20 protein-coding genes and 1 pseudogene are annotated in these 18,663 nt (G+C 70.9%); 8 read left to right on the top strand and 13 right to left on the bottom strand.

What is annotated here, in order from left to right; all coding sequences use genetic code 11:
• Window positions 1–77 precede the first annotated feature (77 nt).
• The gene (locus AB5J55_RS18965) at window positions 78–1,337 is read left to right on the top strand and encodes an aminotransferase class I/II-fold pyridoxal phosphate-dependent enzyme (RefSeq protein ID WP_369271829.1); all 1,260 of its coding nucleotides are present in this window, start codon (window positions 78–80) and stop codon (window positions 1,335–1,337) included.
• A gap of 192 nt (window positions 1,338–1,529) precedes the next feature.
• A complete protein-coding gene (locus tag AB5J55_RS18960) occupies window positions 1,530–3,005 on the top strand; it encodes an MFS transporter (RefSeq protein WP_369271828.1) in 1,476 nt (491 codons plus the stop codon).
• Window positions 3,006–3,024: 19 nt separating this feature from the next.
• Here AB5J55_RS18960 and AB5J55_RS18955 read toward each other — a convergent pair whose 3' ends face one another.
• Genes AB5J55_RS18955 through AB5J55_RS18940 form a run of 4 tightly spaced genes read right to left on the bottom strand, consistent with a single transcriptional unit; the run spans window position 3,025 to window position 5,226 of the window.
• Window positions 3,025–3,600, bottom strand: a complete 576-nt coding sequence (locus tag AB5J55_RS18955) for a hypothetical protein (RefSeq protein ID WP_369271827.1) — start codon at window positions 3,598–3,600, stop codon at window positions 3,025–3,027.
• A gap of 48 nt (window positions 3,601–3,648) precedes the next feature.
• Window positions 3,649–4,173 carry a DinB family protein gene (locus AB5J55_RS18950; protein WP_369271826.1) on the bottom strand — a complete coding sequence of 175 codons (525 nt, stop codon included), beginning with the start codon at window positions 4,171–4,173 and terminating at the stop codon, window positions 3,649–3,651.
• A 26-nt stretch (window positions 4,174–4,199) separates the two neighbouring features.
• Window positions 4,200–4,403 (bottom strand): DUF397 domain-containing protein, encoded by a 204-nt coding sequence (locus tag AB5J55_RS18945; RefSeq protein WP_369271825.1) that lies wholly within the window; start codon window positions 4,401–4,403, stop codon window positions 4,200–4,202.
• On the bottom strand, window positions 4,387–5,226 hold the full coding sequence (locus tag AB5J55_RS18940) for a Scr1 family TA system antitoxin-like transcriptional regulator (RefSeq protein ID WP_369271824.1): 840 nt from the start codon (window positions 5,224–5,226) through the stop codon (window positions 4,387–4,389). Before AB5J55_RS18940 ends, AB5J55_RS18945 begins: the two co-directional genes overlap by 17 nt.
• Window positions 5,227–5,343: 117 nt before the next feature.
• Here AB5J55_RS18940 and AB5J55_RS18935 point away from each other — a divergent pair, with 117 nt between their 5' ends.
• On the top strand, window positions 5,344–5,607 hold the full coding sequence (locus AB5J55_RS18935) for a hypothetical protein (protein WP_369271823.1): 264 nt from the start codon (window positions 5,344–5,346) through the stop codon (window positions 5,605–5,607).
• Here AB5J55_RS18935 and AB5J55_RS18930 read toward each other — a convergent pair.
• The 3 genes from AB5J55_RS18930 to AB5J55_RS18920 form a co-directional block, all read right to left on the bottom strand.
• On the bottom strand, window positions 5,604–6,446 hold the full coding sequence (locus AB5J55_RS18930; protein WP_369271822.1) for an aldo/keto reductase: 843 nt from the start codon (window positions 6,444–6,446) through the stop codon (window positions 5,604–5,606). The two genes, AB5J55_RS18935 and AB5J55_RS18930, sit on opposite strands and share 4 nt — an antisense overlap.
• Window positions 6,447–6,489: 43 nt before the next feature.
• Window positions 6,490–7,437, bottom strand: a complete 948-nt coding sequence (gene murQ / locus AB5J55_RS18925; RefSeq protein ID WP_369271821.1) for an N-acetylmuramic acid 6-phosphate etherase — start codon at window positions 7,435–7,437, stop codon at window positions 6,490–6,492.
• A gap of 82 nt (window positions 7,438–7,519) precedes the next feature.
• Window positions 7,520–8,440, bottom strand: coding sequence for a MurR/RpiR family transcriptional regulator (locus tag AB5J55_RS18920; protein ID WP_369271820.1), 921 nt, complete (start codon window positions 8,438–8,440; stop codon window positions 7,520–7,522).
• Window positions 8,441–8,503: 63 nt separating this feature from the next.
• On the opposite strand from AB5J55_RS18920, the gene AB5J55_RS18915 reads away from it, so the two are divergent.
• Complete coding sequence (locus tag AB5J55_RS18915) at window positions 8,504–8,902, top strand: hypothetical protein (RefSeq protein ID WP_369276229.1); 399 nt, start codon at window positions 8,504–8,506, stop codon at window positions 8,900–8,902.
• A gap of 4 nt (window positions 8,903–8,906) precedes the next feature.
• Complete coding sequence (locus tag AB5J55_RS18910) at window positions 8,907–9,176, top strand: DUF4031 domain-containing protein (protein ID WP_328426892.1); 270 nt, start codon at window positions 8,907–8,909, stop codon at window positions 9,174–9,176.
• A gap of 83 nt (window positions 9,177–9,259) precedes the next feature.
• Here the strand turns inward: AB5J55_RS18910 and AB5J55_RS18905 are convergent, their stop codons facing one another.
• The 4 genes from AB5J55_RS18905 to AB5J55_RS18890 all read right to left on the bottom strand — a co-directional run bounded on the left by AB5J55_RS18905 (window position 9,260) and on the right by AB5J55_RS18890 (window position 12,108).
• On the bottom strand, window positions 9,260–9,733 hold the full coding sequence (locus tag AB5J55_RS18905) for a carboxymuconolactone decarboxylase family protein (protein WP_369271819.1): 474 nt from the start codon (window positions 9,731–9,733) through the stop codon (window positions 9,260–9,262).
• A 93-nt stretch (window positions 9,734–9,826) separates the two neighbouring features.
• Window positions 9,827–10,258, bottom strand: a complete 432-nt coding sequence (locus AB5J55_RS18900) for a PPOX class F420-dependent oxidoreductase (protein WP_369271818.1) — start codon at window positions 10,256–10,258, stop codon at window positions 9,827–9,829.
• 40 nt (window positions 10,259–10,298) lie between these two features.
• A complete protein-coding gene (locus AB5J55_RS18895) occupies window positions 10,299–11,417 on the bottom strand; it encodes a GNAT family N-acetyltransferase (protein WP_369271817.1) in 1,119 nt (372 codons plus the stop codon).
• A 28-nt stretch (window positions 11,418–11,445) separates the two neighbouring features.
• Window positions 11,446–12,108: a hypothetical protein gene (locus AB5J55_RS18890; protein ID WP_369271816.1), complete on the bottom strand. Its 663-nt coding sequence runs from the start codon at window positions 12,106–12,108 to the stop codon at window positions 11,446–11,448.
• 273 nt (window positions 12,109–12,381) lie between these two features.
• On the opposite strand from AB5J55_RS18890, the gene AB5J55_RS18885 reads away from it, so the two are divergent.
• Window positions 12,382–13,077 carry a copper homeostasis protein CutC gene (locus AB5J55_RS18885; protein WP_369271815.1) on the top strand — a complete coding sequence of 232 codons (696 nt, stop codon included), beginning with the start codon at window positions 12,382–12,384 and terminating at the stop codon, window positions 13,075–13,077.
• A 225-nt stretch (window positions 13,078–13,302) separates the two neighbouring features.
• On the opposite strand, the gene AB5J55_RS18880 is transcribed toward AB5J55_RS18885, so the two are convergent.
• On the bottom strand, window positions 13,303–15,351 hold the full coding sequence (locus tag AB5J55_RS18880) for a UvrD-helicase domain-containing protein (RefSeq protein WP_369271814.1): 2,049 nt from the start codon (window positions 15,349–15,351) through the stop codon (window positions 13,303–13,305).
• A gap of 345 nt (window positions 15,352–15,696) precedes the next feature.
• On the opposite strand from AB5J55_RS18880, the gene AB5J55_RS18875 reads away from it, so the two are divergent.
• The gene (locus tag AB5J55_RS18875; RefSeq protein ID WP_328880869.1) at window positions 15,697–15,876 is read left to right on the top strand and encodes a hypothetical protein; all 180 of its coding nucleotides are present in this window, start codon (window positions 15,697–15,699) and stop codon (window positions 15,874–15,876) included.
• 109 nt (window positions 15,877–15,985) lie between these two features.
• Window positions 15,986–16,987: pseudogene (locus tag AB5J55_RS18870) on the top strand (glycosyltransferase 87 family protein); the annotation flags it as partial.
• Window positions 16,988–16,992: 5 nt separating this feature from the next.
• On the opposite strand, the gene AB5J55_RS18865 reads toward AB5J55_RS18870, so the two are convergent.
• Complete coding sequence (locus tag AB5J55_RS18865) at window positions 16,993–18,636, bottom strand: DNA repair helicase XPB (RefSeq protein ID WP_369271813.1); 1,644 nt, start codon at window positions 18,634–18,636, stop codon at window positions 16,993–16,995.
• Between the last annotated feature and the right edge of the window lie 27 nt (window positions 18,637–18,663).

The following is an 18,663-nucleotide window of genomic DNA, read 5'->3' as shown; positions in this document are numbered from 1 at the left end:
CCATGCCGCGCACCTGCCCGCCATTGCATCGACAGAAAGGACATGACGTAGTGGGGCTCTCTCGGGCGGGAAACAAGATGGCGAGGCTGTCGGGGCTGCGGCTCATCATGGAGGACATCGCCACCTCCATGGGCTCGGCCACGGGTCGGGAGTGGCTGAATCTCGGCATAGGAAACCCAGCAGACATACCGGAGGTCAGCGACACTTGGCGGCGCATGACTGCCGAGGCACTGGATGACAGCTTCGGGGCGGTCAGCTGCCAGTACGGTCCGTCCCGGGGGCTGCCCACACTCATAGACGCGATCGTCGGCTACTTCAACAGGCACTACGGCTGGGACATCGGACCCCAGAACGTCGTGGTGGGGCCCGGTAGCCAAATGCTCTGCTTCATCGCCGCGACGCTGTTCACCGGGCCCGGCGAGGTCCGTGACACAAAGCTGGTGCTGCCCATGACGCCGGACTACACCGGTTACCAGGGGCTTTCCCTGGTGCCCGGAGGAGTCGCCGGGGTGGAACCGATCCTGCAACGGCAGGATGAGCGCTCGTTCCGGTATCTCTTCGACATGCCCGCCGTCGAGAGGCTGACCGACGTCGGACTGATGCTGTTGTCCACCCCGAGCAATCCGACCGGCCGATGCGCAGCGCCCGACGAGATCCGGAGCCTCGTCTCCGCCGCCGAGGCCCACGACGTACCTCTGATGATCGACAACGCGTACGGCGCGCCTTTCCCCCGCATCGGCGAGGTGACGACGCCCCCACTGCGACACGACCGCGTCATCAACGTCTTCTCGCTCTCCAAGACCGGACTTCCGGGAGAGCGTCTCGGATTCGCCATCGCGGACGAGCGGTACATCTCCCCGATCGTCTCCTGCATGGCCAACTCCACGCTGCACGCGCCACAGCTGGTCCAGGCCGCGCTGGCCCGCGCCCTGAATTCGGACGTCCTCGATTCCCTTGTGGCCCTGGAGATAGGCCCGTTCTACACCCAGCGCAGGAAGTTCGTGAAGTCGCTGCTCCTGGACCGCCTTCCCGCCGACATCGCATGGCGGCTGCACGAGGGCGAGGGCGGCATGTTCTTCTGGGTCTGGGTGGACGAGGAGTGGTTCGACGACCTGGCGCTGTATGAGGCCCTGAAGGCCAGGGGCGTCTTCGTCGTACCAGGCCGGCACTTCTTCACCGAACCCGAGCACAGCCGGGGGCTGGGTCTTCATACGCGTCAGTGCTTCCGTGTCAGCGTCACTCCCGACGCCGACACCATTACCGCCGGCGTCGAAGTGATCGCGGAAACGCTGGGCGACATGCGTGCCGGAAGCATGCGGATACGCGACAACCGCTGAAGCCGGAGCCCCGTTATGGCGGTTGCGCCGGATCGCGCAGGCCATCGCCAGGATGACCGGCAGGTCAGCCGGCGTCCCGTCGATGGCAGAGCCAGCCCTGAACTGCCTCGGTTGAGTAAGTCAATCAACTGACTTAAGGTTGCCTTGGTCAATTACGTACCTTCATGTTCGTACGCCGACGGAGGCCCCGCCATGTCCCACCTCCCTGCCCCTCCCGCCGAGGCCGGGGGCGGCGCCCCGCCGAGGTCGAACGCCGTGGTGGCGGTGCTGGCCTTCGCCGGGATCGTCGTCTCCCTGATGCAGACCCTGGTCATCCCGATCGTCCCGGAGCTGCCCCGGCTGCTCGACGCCCCGGCGTCGGACACCGCCTGGGCGGTCACGGCCACGTTGCTCGCCGCCGCTGTCGCCACGCCGGTGATGGGGCGGCTCGGCGACATGTACGGCAAGCGGAGGATGCTGCTGGTCAGCGTCGTACTGCTGGTGACCGGATCCGTGGTCTGCGCGCTCAGCGACGCGCTGGTCCCGATGATCGTCGGACGGGCGCTCCAGGGCCTGGCCTCCGGTGTGATCCCGCTCGGCATCAGCATCATGCGCGACGAACTCCCCGCCGAGCGCCTCGGCTCCGCGACCGCCCTGATGAGTGCCTCCCTGGGCATCGGCGGCGCGCTCGGCCTGCCCGCCGCCGCGCTCATCGCGGACAACTTCGACTGGCACATGTTGTTCTGGACGTCGGCCGGCATGGGTGTCGTGGCGCTGGTGTGCGTGGTGCTGTTCGTGCCCGAGTCGAAGGTGCGCACCGGCGGGCGCTTCGACCTGGTGGGCGGCATAGGGATGGCGGCGGGACTGGTCTGCCTGCTCCTGGCCATCTCCAAGGGCGCCGACTGGGGCTGGGGCAGTGGCACGACGCTCGGTCTGTTCGCCGCCTCCGTCGTGATCCTGTCGGCCTGGGGCTGGTGGGAGCTGCGTACCGAGCAGCCGCTGGTCGATCTGCGGACGACCGCCCGGCGTCAGGTGCTGGTCACCAACCTGGCCTCGATCGCCGTGGGCTTCGCGATGTTCGCAATGAGCCTCGTCATCCCGCAGCTCCTCCAGCTCCCCGCGCAGACCGGCTACGGCCTCGGCAAGTCGATGCTGGTCGCGGGCTTGTGCATGGCCCCGTCCGGCCTGGTGATGATGGCGACGGCCCCGGTGTCGGCGGCCATCTCGCGGGCCAAGGGCCCGAAGGTCACGCTGATGATCGGCGTCCTGATCGTGGCCGTGGGCTACGGCCTCAACATCGTCCTGATGTCCGAGGTCTGGCACTTCGTCCTGGTGGCCTGCATCATCGGCGCCGGCGTCGGGTTCGGCTACGGCTCGATGCCCGCCCTCATCATGAGCGCCGTGCCCGCGTCGGAGACGGCCGCCGCGAACAGCCTCAACACGCTGATGCGTTCCCTCGGTACGTCCACCGCGAGCGCCGTCGCGGGCGTGATCCTCGCCCAGATGACGACGAACCTCGGCGGGTACGCCCTCCCGTCCGAGAACGGCTTCAAGGTGGTCCTTGCGGTGGGCGCCGGGGCGGCGCTGCTGGCGTTCGTGGTGGCGTCGTTCATTCCGAAGGCCGGCCCGGCTGCCGTCGAGGAACCCGTGGCGCCGGCGGCGGCGCCGGCGGGAGCGACGGCCAAGTAGTGGCCGCGGCCGGCTGCGGCTAAAGGTTGCCCAGCGGCTCGATGTCGACCTTCACCGGCGTGCCCCACACGCGCAGCACCTCGTAGTCGGTGAACTCGTGCACGAGCCGGTAGGCCATCGCGGGGCGCGGCCCGCGACGCTGGGCGGCGATGTACAGCTCGGCCTCCCGGCGGTCGCGGCGCGGCGTGCCGCACAGCTGCCACTCCTGCCCGTTCCACAGCTCCGGCAGCCAGCGCTGCTGGGGCTGTGGACGGTCGCCCCGGACGCCGTAGCGGGACGGGGCGGTGTGCTCGGGGGAACGGGGGGCCGCCGGGCCGGTGCCGTTGTACTCGGAGCGGCGGGCCGCCCGGCGGCGGGTCTCGCAGAGCAGACAGAGGTCGGGGGCCGCCGCGTCGACCGGGCCGCCCGGATGCTCCGGGCAGCGGGTGGTCGGGGCGGCCGTGGACACGCTCTCGTCCAGGAGATCGAGAGCGCGCCGCAGGTCCGCCTTGACCTCGTGCAGCTTGGCATCCGGGGTGGTGGCGGTGAGGGCCTCGCCGTGCTCGCCGAGGAGGCGGAGGGCGCGGCCCAGGGCGGTCAGCTGGGCGTGGTTCATGGGTGCCAGTGTGTGCGAAGTCCTCGGCTCTTCGCCAACGGCCCGACGTCAGCCCATGCTCTTCGCCCCGTCCAGGGACTCCCGGAGGATGTCGGCGTGCCCGGCGTGCTGGGCGGTCTCCGCGATGATGTGCAGCAGCGTCCTGCGGGCCGACCAGCGAGCGTCGGCCTCGAACCACGGGGCCTTGGGGAGCGGGTGGGAGACGTTCAGGTCGGGCAGGCCGGCGACCAAGTCGTCGGTGCGGTGGGCGACCTTCTCGTACTCGGCCAGCACACCGGCCAGCGTCTCGCCGGGCAGCATCCGGAACTCGTCGGCCCGCCGGGCGAAGTCCGCCTCGGTCATGGAGTCGAAGTCACCCATCGCCGACGGGCCGTGCTCGATGAAGTCCGCCCAGTTCCGTTCCGTCGACGTGACGTGCTTGATCAGGCCGCCGAGGCACAGCTCACTGGCGGTGGTCCGCTGTCCGGCCTGCTCGTCGGTGAGGTCGCGGGCGGTGAAGCGGAGGAAGTACCGGTGCTTGGCCAGCGTCTCCAGCAGGTCGGCGCGCTCGGTGTTGTGCGTGGTCTCAGTCATGAGAGTCACGGTAGGAGCCGATTAGGTCAGCTTCTGACCTCATTGACGAAGGCGGACCAGGCGGGTGCGGTGAATATGAGCTTGGGGCCGTGGGGGTGCTTTGAGTCCCGGACGGGGATGAGGGTGGGGAGGTCGTGGGTGACTTCGAGGCAGTCGCCGCCACTGCCGCCGCTATAGCTGGACTTGTGCCAGGTCACGCCGTCCAGGTCGTACTCAGGGATGCTCCTCATGGGCGTAATCCTGCGCCATCGCCTCGAGCAGGGCTAGGGACTTCTGCGGCGAGAGTGCGCAGGCTGTGAGGAGTTCGTAGGTGAATCTCAGGTGCCTGACAGTGGCCGGGTCGTCGTCAAGCCGTCCGGTGCCGACCCCTTCGAAGTACACCAGCGGAGGAGCGTCCTCGAAGTCCATCAGCTTGATCGAGCCCTCCATTGCCGCGTGTGCTCCCGCACCGAACGGCAGCACCTGAACGAGGACCCGACCCCTGCGGCTCAAGTCGGCGATGCGGCGCAGTGCCTCCGCCATCACCTCGTGCCCGCCCGTCACTCGGCGCAGGGCGGCCTCGTCAATCACCGCCCACAACAACGGATCTGTTGGATCGTCGAGGAGTCGGGTGCGCTCCATCCGGGCCGCCACGAACTCCTCGATCTTCTCCTTCGGAGCCGTCGGCTGGTAGGCGCGGCACACGGCCCGTGCGTACGCAGGCGTCTGCAACAGTCCGGGGATGAGCAGCTGGGCGTACTGCCTGATCGCCGTGGCTTCGGCTTCGGCCTCCGCCGCCTCCGCGAAGTGTTCCGGATACCTGGACTTGTTGGCCGCCCCGCAGTTCCGCGTGAAGAAGCCCTTCGTCTCCAGCACCTCATCCACCATCACGGCCATGTCGGGCCGCAATCGCCGCGTTCCCGCCTCCAGTTGGCCGATGAACGCGCCGCTCACGAACAGCTTCAGGCCCAGGGCGTCCTGACTGAGCCCCTTCTTCTCGCGCGCATGGCGCAACTCCGCCCCCAGCAGTGCGCGTGGCGACGACGACGGATCGAGATCCTTCGGTGCTGGCATGTGCAACTCCCGGTCCACCAGACGAGGTTGTTGGGGCGCCCCGTCTGGCCAGGCTAGAGCCGTGACCGACACGCTGTGTTGTGAATCGCAAACTCTGCGTGGAGAGGTGGGGCATACGTGCGGTCGACCGAGGAAGTCGTGCTGTCGCTGCGGGAGGCTCTCAGGGGCGTGGGTGTCGTACTGCCGTCCCTGTGTGTGGACCCGGTGACCGGCGCCGGTGAAGAGCCGTTCGCGCTGGTCCAGTTGGGGCGTTGCAATGTGCGGACCGCGGAGCGGCTGGCGGCGGTGTTGCGGGGCGAGCCCGTGGAGCCCGCGCCGACGAAGGAGGAGCTGTTGGCGCGGGTGAGGCAGGTCAACCGGGAGGGGAGGCTGCCGCGTTAGGCAGCCTCGGAGGCGCGGTTGAGACGGTGGTACTGCTCCTGGGTGAGGTGGACGGCGTCCGCGCCGAGGTTCTCCTCCAGGTGCGCGAGGCTCGTCGTGCCCGGGATGGGGACGATCACCGGGGAGTGGGCGAGGAGCCAGGCGAGGGCGACCTGCGTCGGGGTGGCGTCCAGTTCCTTTGCCACCGCGGCGATCTCGGCCTTCGCCCCCGACTGTCCGGCGGCGACCGGCCGCCACGGCAGGAAGGCGATGCCCGCCTCCTCGCAGGCCTGGAGTACGGACTCGTGCTCGCGGTCGAGGAGGTTGTAGCGGTTCTGGACGCTCGCGATGTCGACGACGGTCCGCGCCTCGGCCAGCTCGGCGGCCGTGACCTCGGACAGGCCGATCCGGCCCACCTTGCCCTCGGCGCGCAGGTCGCGCAGCGCGCCGAGCTGGTCGGCAAGCGGTACGCCGGGGTCGAGCCGGTGGAGCTGGAGCAGTTCGATGCGGTCGAGGCGGAGGCGGCGCAGGGCCTCGTCGACCTGGTCGCGCAGGTCGGCGGGTTCGCCCGCGTGCCGCCAGCCCTCGCCCGAGGTGGTGTGGCGGATGCCGACCTTCGTGGCGATCACGAGGTCGGCCGGGTACGGGTGCAGGGCCTCGGCGAGGAGATCCTCGTTCGCTCCCCAGCCGTACATGTGCGCCGTGTCGATCAGTGTGACGCCCAGTTCGACGGCCCGCCGGGCGACCGCGAGGTGGCCGGCCCGGGCCTCGTCGGTCTCCGGCCGCAGATGCATGGCCCCGAACCCGAGCCGTCGAACTTCCAGATCGCCGCCGATGCGGAACGTCTTCGGTGCCGTCATGTAGCCACGCTAACAGGGGAGTTGATACGACGGACGCGTCCGGTCAGCTGCTCTTCGGCCGCCCGGCCGCGCCCATCGCCGCCCGCAGATGCCCCTTCGCCGCATCGAGAAGCCCGGTCGCCGTAGGGCCGTCCACGGCTGCCAGGAGGATCAGGATCGCCGTCTTCACCTCGCCGCCCGCCTCGGTCAGGGCTCGTTCGATGTCGGTGTCGTCGGCGCCGGTGGCCAGGGCGACGATGCGGCGGGAGCGGGCTCGTAGCTTGTCGTTGGAGGCTCGGACGTCGACCATCAGGTTTCCGTAGGTCTTGCCCAGACGGATCATCGTGATCGTCGAGAGCATGTTGAGGACCAGCTTCTGGGCCGTGCCCGCCTTCAGGCGCGTGGAGCCGGTGAGGAGTTCCGGGCCCACGACGATCTCGATGCCGTGCTCGGCGGCCGACGCCAGGGCGCTGTCCGGGTTGCAGGACAGGCCGATCGTCAACGCGCCCTGCGTGCGTGCGTGTTCGACCGCGCCGATGGCGTACGGCGTGCGTCCGGAGGCGGAGATGCCGACGACCGTGTCGATGGGGGTGAGCGCGAGGGCGTCTAGGTCGGTGCGGGCCAGGTTCTTGGAGTCCTCGGCGCCCTCGACCGAGACCACCATGGCCTCGGGGCCGCCCGCGATGAGGCCGACGACCTGGGAGGGGTCGGTGTTGAAGGTGGGCGGGCACTCGGAGGCGTCGAGCACGCCGAGGCGCCCGGCGGTGCCCGCGCCCGCGTAGATGAGGCGGCCGCCCCGGGCCATCCGTTCCGCGATGGCGTCGATGGCGGCGGCGATCTGGGGGAGGCGCCGCGCGACGGCGGTGGGCACGGCCGCGTCCTCGCCGTTCATGAGCCGGGCGATGTCCAGGGTGGGGAGACGGTCGATCTCGGCGAGCTCGGGGCGGAACGCCTCGGTGGTCAGGGTCTCCAACTCGGCGCGGAGATCACGGGGGTTGGATGGAGAGGTCATGGCGCAGGCGGCTCTTTCCAGTTTCCGGTGTGCTGTTCCGACCCAAAGGCAAAGGGGCGTGGGGAACCGTCGGGCCCACGGTCTATCTGCGGTGCCGATGCGCCAGCGCCTCGTAGGACGCGGCCAGCGCGGGCGCCGCCGTGTCATAGGTCCGCTGCGCCACCCCCACGAACAGGCAGTCCACAACGAGCAGCTGACTGGTCCGGGACGACATCGCCGCCGGCCGCAGCTCGCTCTCCCGCGCCGTGGACGTCGTGAGGATGTGATCGGCGTACTGGGTGACGGCCCCGTCCGGACGCCCGGTGATCGCGACGGTCGTCGCGCCGTGCTCGAACGCCACGCGCAGCGGCTCGATGACGTCCCCGGTCGATCCGGAGTGGGTGATGGCTATCGCCACGTCACCCGCCCGCAACTGCACCGCGTTCGTCACGGCGAGGTGCGGATCACTGTGCGCGTGGGCTATGAGCCCTATCCGCAGCAGCTTCTGGACGAGATCCTGGGCGACCAGCCCGGACGCCCCGACGCCGTACACGTCGATCCGGCGGGCGGCGGCGGCAGCCGATACGGCCGCTCCGAGCTGGGCGGTGTCGAGGCCGGCGGCCGTGTCGGCGAGGGTCTGCTGCTCGTCGTAGGCGAGCTTCGCCACCACGTCCGCGATCGGGTCGTCCACCGCGATGTCGGTCGTTATGGCGGGGGCGCGGCCCGACTGCTGCTGGGCGGCGAGGCCGGCGAGGGCCAGGCGCAGATCGCGGTAGCCGGGGTAGCCGAGGAGGCGGGCGGTGCGCACGACGGTGGCCTCGCTGGTGCCGGTGAGTTCGGCCAGGCCGGTGACCGTGAGGGCCGCGCATCCCGCCGGATCGTTCGCGACCGCTTCGGCGACGCGCTGCATGGAGCGGGTCATCGACGGGGCGAGGGTGCGCACCTTGGCCGCGAGGGCGGCGGGCGCCGGGGCCGGACCGGTCGGCCCCGCGCGGCCGAAAGTTTCCTTCACGTCATTGCTCACCTTTGAAAAATATTTCCACCCCGTGCCGTGGTCAAGAGTGCGCACAATAGGACCATGGAACCCATCAGTCCGCTCAGCCCGCTGGAACAGGCGCTGCACACGGCCCGCGCCCTCGTGCTCGCCGACCTGGTCGCGGGCGAGGTCGCCGAGGCGGACGTCGTGTCGCTGGTCGAGGAGTCGGTCGTGCAACGGCGTTGGTGGGTGGAGCAGTGGCCGGACGGTGTGGAGTTCGTGGCCGGGCTGGTCGCCCAGGACGTGCAGGACGCGCTGCTGGACCGGTTCGGGCGCTGGCCGTTGTGCCCGGTGTGCGGCGCCGGTGATCCGCATGCGCTGGAGGTCGAGCCGGAGCTGGGGCCCGATCCGCACTGGGTGTGCCACAAGGCGGGTGTGAAGGTCGCGGCGGTGGGGTCGCTGGGGGCGGCCGGCGCGGGCGGGGCGCGGCCCTCGGGAGAGAGCGCGTGACGCCGTGACGATCTACATCGACCCGCCGACCTGGCCGGGGCACGGGCGGATGTGGTCGCACCTCGTGAGCGACCTGTCGTACGACGAACTGCACGCGTTCGCCGACGGTTTGGGCGTACCGCGGCGGGCCTTCGAGCGGGACCACTACGACGTCCCGTCCCACCGCTATGCCGATGCGGTGCGGGCGGGTGCCGTGGAGGTCAGCAGTCGTGAGGTGGTGCGCCTGTTGCAGGGGGCGGGGTTGCGCAGGCCGAAGGGGCGGGAGGCGGGCTGACGCCCCCCTGACCGCCCCCCTGGGCCCCCTGACCGCCCCCTGGCCCTTCTGGCCGCCCCCTGGGTCGGCGGAATGTGTCCGGGCTACGCGAACTGGCCGGGCTGGTAGTCGCCGGCCGGCTGCTGGATGAGGACGTTCATCCGGTTGAAGGCGTTGATGAGGCCGATCAGGAACACCAGGGAGGCGAGCTGCTCCTCGTCGTAGTGCTTGGCGGCGTTGTCCCACACCTCGTCCGAGACCCCGCCGGCCGCGTCGGCGATGCGCGTGCCCTCCTCCGCCAGCTCGAGGGCGGCGCGCTCGGCCTCGGTGAAGCAGGTGGCCTCCCGCCAGGCGGCGACCATATTGAGGCGCAGCCAGTCCTCGCCCGCTGCGACGGCGTCCTTGCTGTGCATGTCGGTGCAGAAGCCGCAGCCGTTGATCTGGCTGGCGCGGAGCGTCACCAGGTGCTGGGTGGTGACCGGCAGAGTCGAGTCGTGCACCACCTTGCTCGCCGAGGTGATGTGCTTGATGATCTTGCCGGCGCTGGGGATTCCGAAGATGTTCAGTCGGGCGCTCATGGCCAACTCCCTTGCCGTTCGTCGGTGGTTACACAGCTATGACGGACCGGCTCGGAGCGATGTGACATGAGTGGATGTGACCTGAGTCACGGCCTACGGGTTCGGGGCGGAGTGCTCGGCTCGACGCATGGGGTACCAGGACTCCCCGACCGGCCGGGGCGGGTCCGACAGGTTCCAGCTCCATGACAGCGTCGGCGTGATGCGCAGGTAGTGGCCGGGCCCCACCATCCCGACCCGCTCCACGGGGCCGTCCGCGACGCCGTACACCCGGATGCCGCGGGCGACGAACGGCTCGACGGAGACCATGTCGTCCACGACGAAGGCCACCTTGTCGCGGCCGCGGGCGACATTGCGGAACTTGCGGGTGCCGAGGACCTCCTCGCCGGGGCCGCCCACCCAGAAGTGAGTCCCGTCGAACTCCAGGGCCACCGGGACCACGTCGGGCTGCTCGTCCGCGCAGAGGCTGGCGAGACGGGCGAGTGGGTTCGAGGTGAGGTAGGCGATCTCCTCGGCGGTGAACGACATGACGGCTCCCTGCGACGGTGCGGGTCGGCTCCGCCCCAGGCTAGGCCGCCCCGGGATGCCCGCGGCGGACGTAGAGCCGCAGGGAGTGGTCCATGTCGTGCTGCTCCTGTACCGCCCGCTCCTCCTCGACGGCCGTGCGTACGTAACCGGCGCGGGAGACGACGCGCTGTGACGGGACGTTGTCGTCATGGATCGCCGCGCGAAGGAGGCGTACGTCGTCCCGGGCCAGGGCCCATTCCGACAGCGCGCTCAGCGCCTCGCTCGCGTAGCCGCGTCCGCGGACGCCCTCCACGAGGTCGTAGCCGACCTCCGCCGTGCCGTCCTCGTCGGGGGCGCCGTGAAAGCCGATGCCGCCGACCGCGAGGCCGTCCTCCCGCCGGACGAGGACGAACAGGCCGAACTCGGGGCGGTGCATTCCCTCCTCGTACGCCTTCGACGTCATCCCGGCGGCCTCCCGCGTCCCCTCGAAGGGGCCGCCGACGACCCACGTGAACCCGCCGTCGCCGCCCGCGCTCAGGTCGGCGGCGGCCGCGGGGGTGACGCCCTGGAGGGTGAGGCGGTCGGTGGGGAGGACGAGGTTGTTGCGCCAGCGCCACTCGGTGACCGGCGCGCGGCCGGGCAGGTCGCCACGGCCGGTGGCCCAGAGCAGGGTGTGCCAGGGGTCGGGGTCGGGCCGGACGTGCGGGAAGATCGTCGTGAGGACGAACCCGGGCAGCTCGGCGGGCGGTTCGTACGCCACCCCGAGTCCCTCGGCGATGTCGTGCGTGTGCAGCAGCACTTCGGCGACGCCCATCGCGGCGAAGCCCTCGCGGTTCGCGCTGCGGAAGGGGTACGGGTGGAAGGCGCGGACCTCGCGGGGAGCGGTGCGGACGGCTGCGGTGAGGAGGGCGCCGGTCGTCTCGATGACGTGGACCAGCCCCTCGTTGTCGGTGCCCTCGTCGAGGGTGATCTCGAAGGGGACGTAGTCGTCCTGGGCGCGGCCGGCCAGGTTGGCGGCGTAGGCGATGAGGTCCTCGGCGATGTGGAACGCCGTCTGATGGCAACTCCACTCCAGCCGCCCGGCCTTCGCCCCGCCCCAGTCCCGGTCCACCGCCGTCCGCAGCAGCGCCACGCAGCTCGCCACGGCTTCCTGTACGCGTTCCCCGCCCATGTCTCGCATGCCGTGCAGGCTACGGCGGCGGGGCTCGTCAGAGCGACAGCATTTCCAGCTCGGCGGCGAGGTTGTAGCGGGCGGTGGCCTCCCACTTCTCCCGTCCGTACGGCGTGCTGAACAGGCTCGGCAGGTCCAGGAGTTGGCGCAGGATCGCGGCGCGGCCCGCACGGAAGGCGTCGTTCGGGACGAAGTGGTACTCCTCGCGGACGGCGGCCGTGTACGCGGCGTACGCGGACGGCGGCGCCGCGAGGATCGCCAGGTCTGCGTCGCACAGGACCTGGCCGTCGGGGTCGTCCGGCGCCGGGGCGTGGCTGACGGTGAGCCGGACGAGGCGGGCCACCTCGGCGGTCCGCTCCGCGGGGACACCGACTTCCACGAGGGCGCGTTCGGCGAGGCGGGCCGAGCGCTCCTCGTTCTCCGAGCGGTCGGGGAGGTACACCGCGTCGTGAAACCAGGCGGCGAGCCGCACGACGTCCGCGTCGCGGGCGTGCCCCGCCAGCTCGTCGATGCGGTCCAGGACCGCGGTGAGGTGGGTGAGCGTGTGGTAGTGCCGCTGCGGTTCCTGCCAGCGGGTGAGGAGGCTTTCGGCGTAGGGGGTGGGGTCGGGGGTGGTGGCGGGGGAGCGGGTTGCGTTGAGGGCTTGGGTGAAGCGGGTGCGGAGGGTGTCGAGGGCGGCGGGGGTGTGGAGGTCGGCCATGGGGTCATTGTCGCGGGGGTGGTGGGGATTGCCTGGGTGGGTGGGTGGTGGGTTTCGTGGGTTCGGGGGTGGTGGCGGTTGGTGTCGGGGTGCGGGTGTGTGTGGGGGCCTGGTCGCGCGGTCGGCGGAGAGGGCGTCGTACGAGCTGGCGGGGGGGGGGGGGGAGCTGAACATCTTCGGGTGACCCTGCGCGTCCTCGGGCGAGCCTTCGCCCCGTACCCTTGGATTGGACTAGACCTGTAGCCGTCGTCGAATGCCGAGGAATGGGGTCCCATGAGCAAGCGTGCAGTCCTGGAGGTGATCGCCCTCGGCGTCGAGGACGCGGTCGCCGCCCAGGCCGGGGGTGCGGACCGGCTCGAACTGGTCACCGACATGGCCGCCGACGGGCTCACCCCGCCGGTCGAGACCTTCGCCGGGATCCGGGCCGCCGTCGACATCGACCTGCGCGTGATGCTGAGGCTGGCGGACGGGTTCGCGGCGGGGGACGTGGGGCGGCTGGTGCGGGTGGCGCGGGAGCTGCGGGACGCCGGCGCGGACGAGTTCGTGCTCGGGTTTCTCGACGCCGACGGCGGGGTGGACCTCGAGGCCGTCGAGCGGGTGGTGAGTGAGCTGGACGGGTGCCGGTGGACCTTCCACCGGGCCATCGACCGGGCCGCCGACCGGGACGCGCTGCGCAAGCAGCTGGACGGCATGCCGGGCCTGGACACCTACCTCACGGCCGGCTCGCCGACCGGCGTCGACGACGGCCTCGCCGTCCTGCTCACCGAGGCGGTGAGGGCCGGGGAGCCCGGGTACGAGCAGCGGATCCTGGTGGGCGGCGGGCTGCGACTCGCCCACGTGCCGACCCTGCTGACCGCCGGCATCGACGCCTTCCACATCGGCGGCGCGGCCCGTCCGCACGGCTGGGAGGGGCCGGTTTCGGTAGGGGCGGTGGCCGAGTGGCGGGCTGTGCTGGACGGCGTTTCGTAGGCGGGGCCGACGGGGGGCTCGGCGGGAGGGGCGGGTCGCGAGGCCCGTCCCCCAGGAACAGGACCGCTCGTACCTACGGCCCCTGCCACCCCCTCAGGGGCGCGGGAACTGCGCGACCAGCCCCCACGCACCCGCGCCCCGACACAACCAGCCCCCACGCACCCGCGCCCCGACGCAAACCGTCACCCCCGACCCCGCCCCCCGGCCAACCCCCGGAGGGACCCGTCACGCCAACTGCCCCGGCAACGGCCCCCCATGCACCACCACCAACCCCGACACCGCCCGCGTCAGCGCGACATACAACCGCCGCAACCCCGTCCGCTCGTCCGGCTCCCCGTCCACCACCGCCTGCGGCTCGTCCAGGACGACATAGTCGTACTCCAGACCCTTCGCGAGCGACGCCGGTACCAGCGTCAGCCGGGTCTGCTCGGTCGTCTCCTCGCCGGGCGCCAGATACGTGATCCCCGCAGCCGCGAGCCCCTCCGCCAGCACCGGAACCCGCGCATCCGCGGCGATCAGGCCGATCGACCCCTCCCGGCGCAGCAACTCCTCGCACGCGGCGATGACTTCAGACGCCTCCGACACCTTGCGGACCTCGAAGAACCCCGGGTTCTCACGGATCGACGCCACCGGCGTCAGGCCGGGCGCGATGTGGGGGAGGAGGCGGGAGGCGTAGGCGATGACGTCCGTCGGGACGCGGAATCCGGCCGTCAGCTCCTCGATGACCCCCTCCGACTTGCCGAGGTGGGCCAACGCCTCGTCCCAGCTCCGCGTCGCCCAAGGCGTCGTACCCTGCGCCAGATCCCCCAGCACCGTCGCCGAACCGGTCGTGCAACGCCGGCCCACCGCCCGGTACTGCATCGGCGAGAGATCCTGCGCCTCGTCGAGCACGACGTGGCCCAGGGACGACGTACGGGCCACGATGTCGTTCGCCTCGTCGATCAGCACCGCGTCCGCCGCGGACCACTTGGCGGCCTTCACCGACCGCGCCGGCTCAGCCCACAGGATCGTCTTCTGCTCGTCCTCGTCGAGGATCCCGGCCGCGTGTTCGGCCAGGAAGTCCGCGTCGGCGAGCAGCCGCAACACCAGCTTCGCCGGATCGACCGGCGGCCAGATCGCCTTGACCGCGGCCTTCACCGCGCTGTTGCGGGCCACCGCGTCCTGCACCCGGTCGTCCGGCGCCTCCCCCGACCGCTCCATCTGCACCAGCACGGCGTGCGCGATGCGCTGCGGTAGGGCCTCGCGGGCAGCGCCGTAGCGGATGTCGCGGGCGAGCAACTCGCGGACGGTCTCTTCGAGTTCGTATGCCGGAACACGCCACCGCCGCGATCCGCGCACGACGACCACCGGCTCCGTCGGCATGGTCACGTGCGCGTACACCGCGCGCCGCAGCACTTCCGCCATCCTCGCGTCGCCCTTGATCACAGCCGCCGCCGCCTCGTCCGTGCCGCGCACCTCGACGTGCGCCACGAGGTCGTCCACCGTCGCCTGCCGGACACTCAACTCGCCGAGTGCCGGGAGGACTTGCTCGATGTAGTGCAGGAAGGACCTGTTCGGCCCGATGACGAGCGTGCCGGTGCGGGCGAGACGCTCGCGGTGGGCGTAGAGCAGGTAGGCCACCCGGTGCAGGCCCACCGCCGTCTTCCCCGTGCCCGGACCGCCCTGCACGCACACCGTGCCGCCGAGCCCCGACCGTACGATCTCGTCCTGCTCCGGCTGGATCGTCGCCACGATGTCCCGCATCGAGCCGACGCGCGGGCGCTCGATCTCCTGCTGGAGCAGCTTGCTGGTGCGGGCGGCCTCCGCCGGGTCGGAGAGGTGCTCGTCCTCGTACGCCGTGAGGTCACCGCCCGTGTAGCCGAAGCGGCGGCGCAGCGCGATGTCCATCGGGTCCTTCTTGGACGCCCGGTAGAACGGCTGGGACACCGGCGCCCGCCAGTCGATGACCATCGGGTCGCCCTCGGCGTCGTGCACATGCCGGCGCCCGATGTAGAAGCGCTCGCCCTCCGCGCCCTCGGCCTCGGAGGCGCCGGGGGCGTGCAGGTAGTCGAGCCGGCCGAAGAACAGCGGGGTGTGGCTGAGGTCGGCCAGGGCCTTGATGCGCTCGTCGATCTGGTGGGCGAGCACTTCTGCGTTGACCCAGTTCGCGGTGACATCGCTGATGTCGAGGGACTCGACGTCCTCGCGCATGGCACGCAGGGCGGCACGGGACACGGCCAGGTGGGAGCGCTCTCGCGAGAGCGGGGCGAGTGGGTCGTCGGCGGGCGTGGACAAGGGGGTGCCTCCGGAGGGACCTACAGGTAGGTGATCGAGAGAGCCGACCGGTTTCCGTCCGGGCGGCGGCACTCCGCGGGGGAGGCGGGCAAGAGCGGAGATTTTAGGCGAAGGGGAAAGGCGATCGCCAACGAATATTCCGACCCCCCATCCGACCCCCGTTCGTCCTCCCGATTCGGTCCCCGTCCGGTCTCCGTCCGATCTCCGTCCGAGGCCCCTCCGACCCCTAGGGGACGCGCCTCCTCCCTGGGGGGACGGCATCCGCCCGGAGGCGTACGGGGGCGGTACGCCGCTTCGGTCCGCAGGCCGATGCCGTCTTTATGCCCGCGAACCCATCATGGAGACATGAGCGCAGCAACCATCCACCCAGCACCCGTGGGCCCCCGCGGAGCCACAGCGCTCCAGGGGCACCACCGTCATCGCCTCGGTGAAGCCCTGCGTGCCGTCAAGGTGTTCGCAGGTGCGGCCTTCGACGTGATCGTCCTCGGTGAGTACGGCGAGGAGGCGGGCGTCCGCCGTAAGTGACGCCTAGGGTCACTGAGTGACCCGCCGATCACATTCCGCAACTCCCTACTGCCTTCTGGCGGTTTCCCTACTCGCTCTCACGACACTCTGCACCCACCAGCCCCTCCCGATGGCCGACGCGCTGGTCTACCGGGCGGAAGGCGAAGCCGTCCTCCGCGGCGAGGATCTCTACGGCTTCACCGTCACGCAGTGGCAGCTCCCCGCCACCTACCCGCCCTTCGCGGCCCTCCTCTTCGTCCCGACGGCGCTGATCCCCCTCGCCACCCTCAAAGCGACCTTCCTGGCGGGCAACGCGCTCATGCTCGCCGTACTCGTCCACCTCTCCGCCCGGCTGGCAGGCGGCCCTGCGAAGCTCCGCCTGCCCGCCCTGTGTGCCACCACCGCAGCGGCCCTCTGGCTGGAGCCGGTCCTCCAGACGCTGCTCTTCGGCCAGGTCAACCTCGCCCTGGTCTGCCTGGTGCTGTGGGACCTCACGCGACCGACGGGCGCCCGCTGGAAGGGCGCGGCGGTCGGCATCGCCGCCGGGATCAAGCTGACTCCGGCGATCTTCATCGCGTATCTGCTGCTGCGCGGGCGACGCCGGGAGGCGGGCACGGCTGCGGCGGCCCTCGCGGGGACGGTCGCGCTCGGCGCCCTCGCTCTGCCCTCGGCGAGCCTCGACTACTGGACCCGCCGCCTCTACGAGACGGACCGCGTGGGCAAGGTCTGGATCGTCGACAACCAGTCCCTGCAGGGGATGGTCGCCCGCGCTCTGGGCGACCCGGCGCCGGGCCTCGCCTGGGCTCTCCCGGCCGCCGCGATCACGGTCACCGGCCTGTGGCTGGCGGCGCGGGCCGCCGAGGAGAGCCACGCGCTCCTCCTGACGGCCTTCACCGCCCTGCTCGTCTCGCCGATCAGCTGGTCCCACCACTGGGTGTGGTGCGTCCCGCTGACCGCCGTACTGCTGACGGAGGGCCGCTCCCGCCTCGCGGCGGCAACGGCCCTCCTCTTCACGACCCGCACGATATGGCTGCTCCCGCACGAGGGCCCCCGGGACCTCCAACTGCCTTGGTGGCAGCAGCCGTTGGCGTCACCGTACGCGCTCTGCGCGCTGCTCGGCCTCGCCCTTCTGGTCGGCTACCCCTCCGCCAGGATCTCGTCGGCGTCCATGATCCGGTACGCGTACCCCTGTTCCGCCAGGAAGCGCTGGCGGTGGGCGGCGAAGTCCTGGTCGATCGTGTCGCGGGCGACGACCGAGTAGAAGTGGGCCTGGTGGCCGTCGGCCTTCGGGCGCAGGACCCGGCCGAGGCGCTGGGCCTCCTCCTGGCGGGAGCCGAAGGTGCCCGAGACCTGGATGGCGACCGTGGCCTCCGGCAGGTCGATGGAGAAGTTCGCGACCTTGGAGACGACGAGGACGCTGATCTCGCCCTCCCGGAAGGCGTCGAAGAGCTTCTCGCGCTGCGCGTTGGAGGTCTCGCCCTTGATGACCGGGGCGTTCAGATGTTCGCCCAGTTCGTCGAGCTGGTCGATGTACTGGCCGATGACCAGGATCTGCTGCCCGGCGAACCGGCGGACGATGGCCTCCGTGACCTTCCGCTTGGTGTCTGTCGTCGCGCAGAAGCGGTACTTCTCCTCCTGCTCGGCGGTGGCGTACGCGAGCCGCTCGGAGTCGGTGAGGTTGACGCGGACCTCGACGCAGTCGGCGGGCGCGATGTACCCCTGCGCCTCGATCTCCTTCCAGGGCGCGTCGAACCGCTTCGGGCCGATCAGGGAGAAGACGTCCGACTCGCGGCCGTCCTCGCGGACCAGGGTCGCGGTCAGGCCCAGGCGGCGGCGGGCCTGGAGGTCCGCGGTGAACTTGAAGACCGGCGCGGGCAGCAGGTGCACCTCGTCGTAGAGGATCAGCCCCCAGTCCCGGGAGTCGAAGAGCTCCAGGTGCGGATAGACACCCTTCCGCTTCGTCGTCAGCACCTGGTACGTGGCGATGGTGACCGGGCGGATCTCCTTCTTCGTGCCGCTGTACTCGCCGATCTCCTCCTCGGTGAGCGACGTCCGCTTCACCAGCTCGTGCTTCCACTGCCGGGCCGAGACGGTGTTCGTGACGAGGATGAGCGTGGTCGATTTCGCCTGCGCCATGGAGCCGGCGCCGACGAGGGTCTTGCCGGCGCCGCACGGCAGCACCACGACCCCGCTGCCGCCGTGCCAGAAGTTCTCCACGGCCTGCTTCTGGTAGGGCCTGAGCGCCCACCCGTCCTCGTTCAGCTCGATCGGGTGCGCCTCGCCGTCGACGTAACCGGCGAGGTCCTCGGCGGGCCAGCCCAGCTTCAGCAGCGTCTGCTTGATCTGGCCGCGCTCGGAGGGGTGCACGGCGACGGTGTCCGGGTCGATGCGGGCGCCGACGAGCGGCGCGACCCGCTTCGAGCGCAGCACCTCCTCCAGGACCGGGCGGTCGGTGGTGGTGAGGACGAGGCCGTGCGTGGGGTGCTTGGAGAGCGTCAGACGGCCGTAGCGGTCCATCGTGTCGGCGATGTCGACGAGCAGCGCGTGCGGCACGGGGTAGCGGCTGTACGTGACCAGCGCGTCCACGACCTGCTCGGCGTCGTGCCCGGCCGCGCGGGCGTTCCACAGGCCGAGCGGCGTCACCCGGTAGGTGTGGATGTGCTCGGGTGCCCGCTCCAGCTCCGCGAACGCGGCGATCGCCCGACGGCAGTCATCGGCCCGCTCGTGATCGACTTCCAGGAGCAGGGTCTTGTCCGACTGGACGATCAGTGGTCCGTTCACGTGCGTACGTCCTTCCGCTCGACCACT

It is taken from the genome of Streptomyces sp. R11, from assembly GCF_041051905.1.
GTDB lineage: Bacteria > Actinomycetota > Actinomycetes > Streptomycetales > Streptomycetaceae > Streptomyces.
This window is presented reverse-complemented; position numbering and strand designations above follow the sequence as displayed.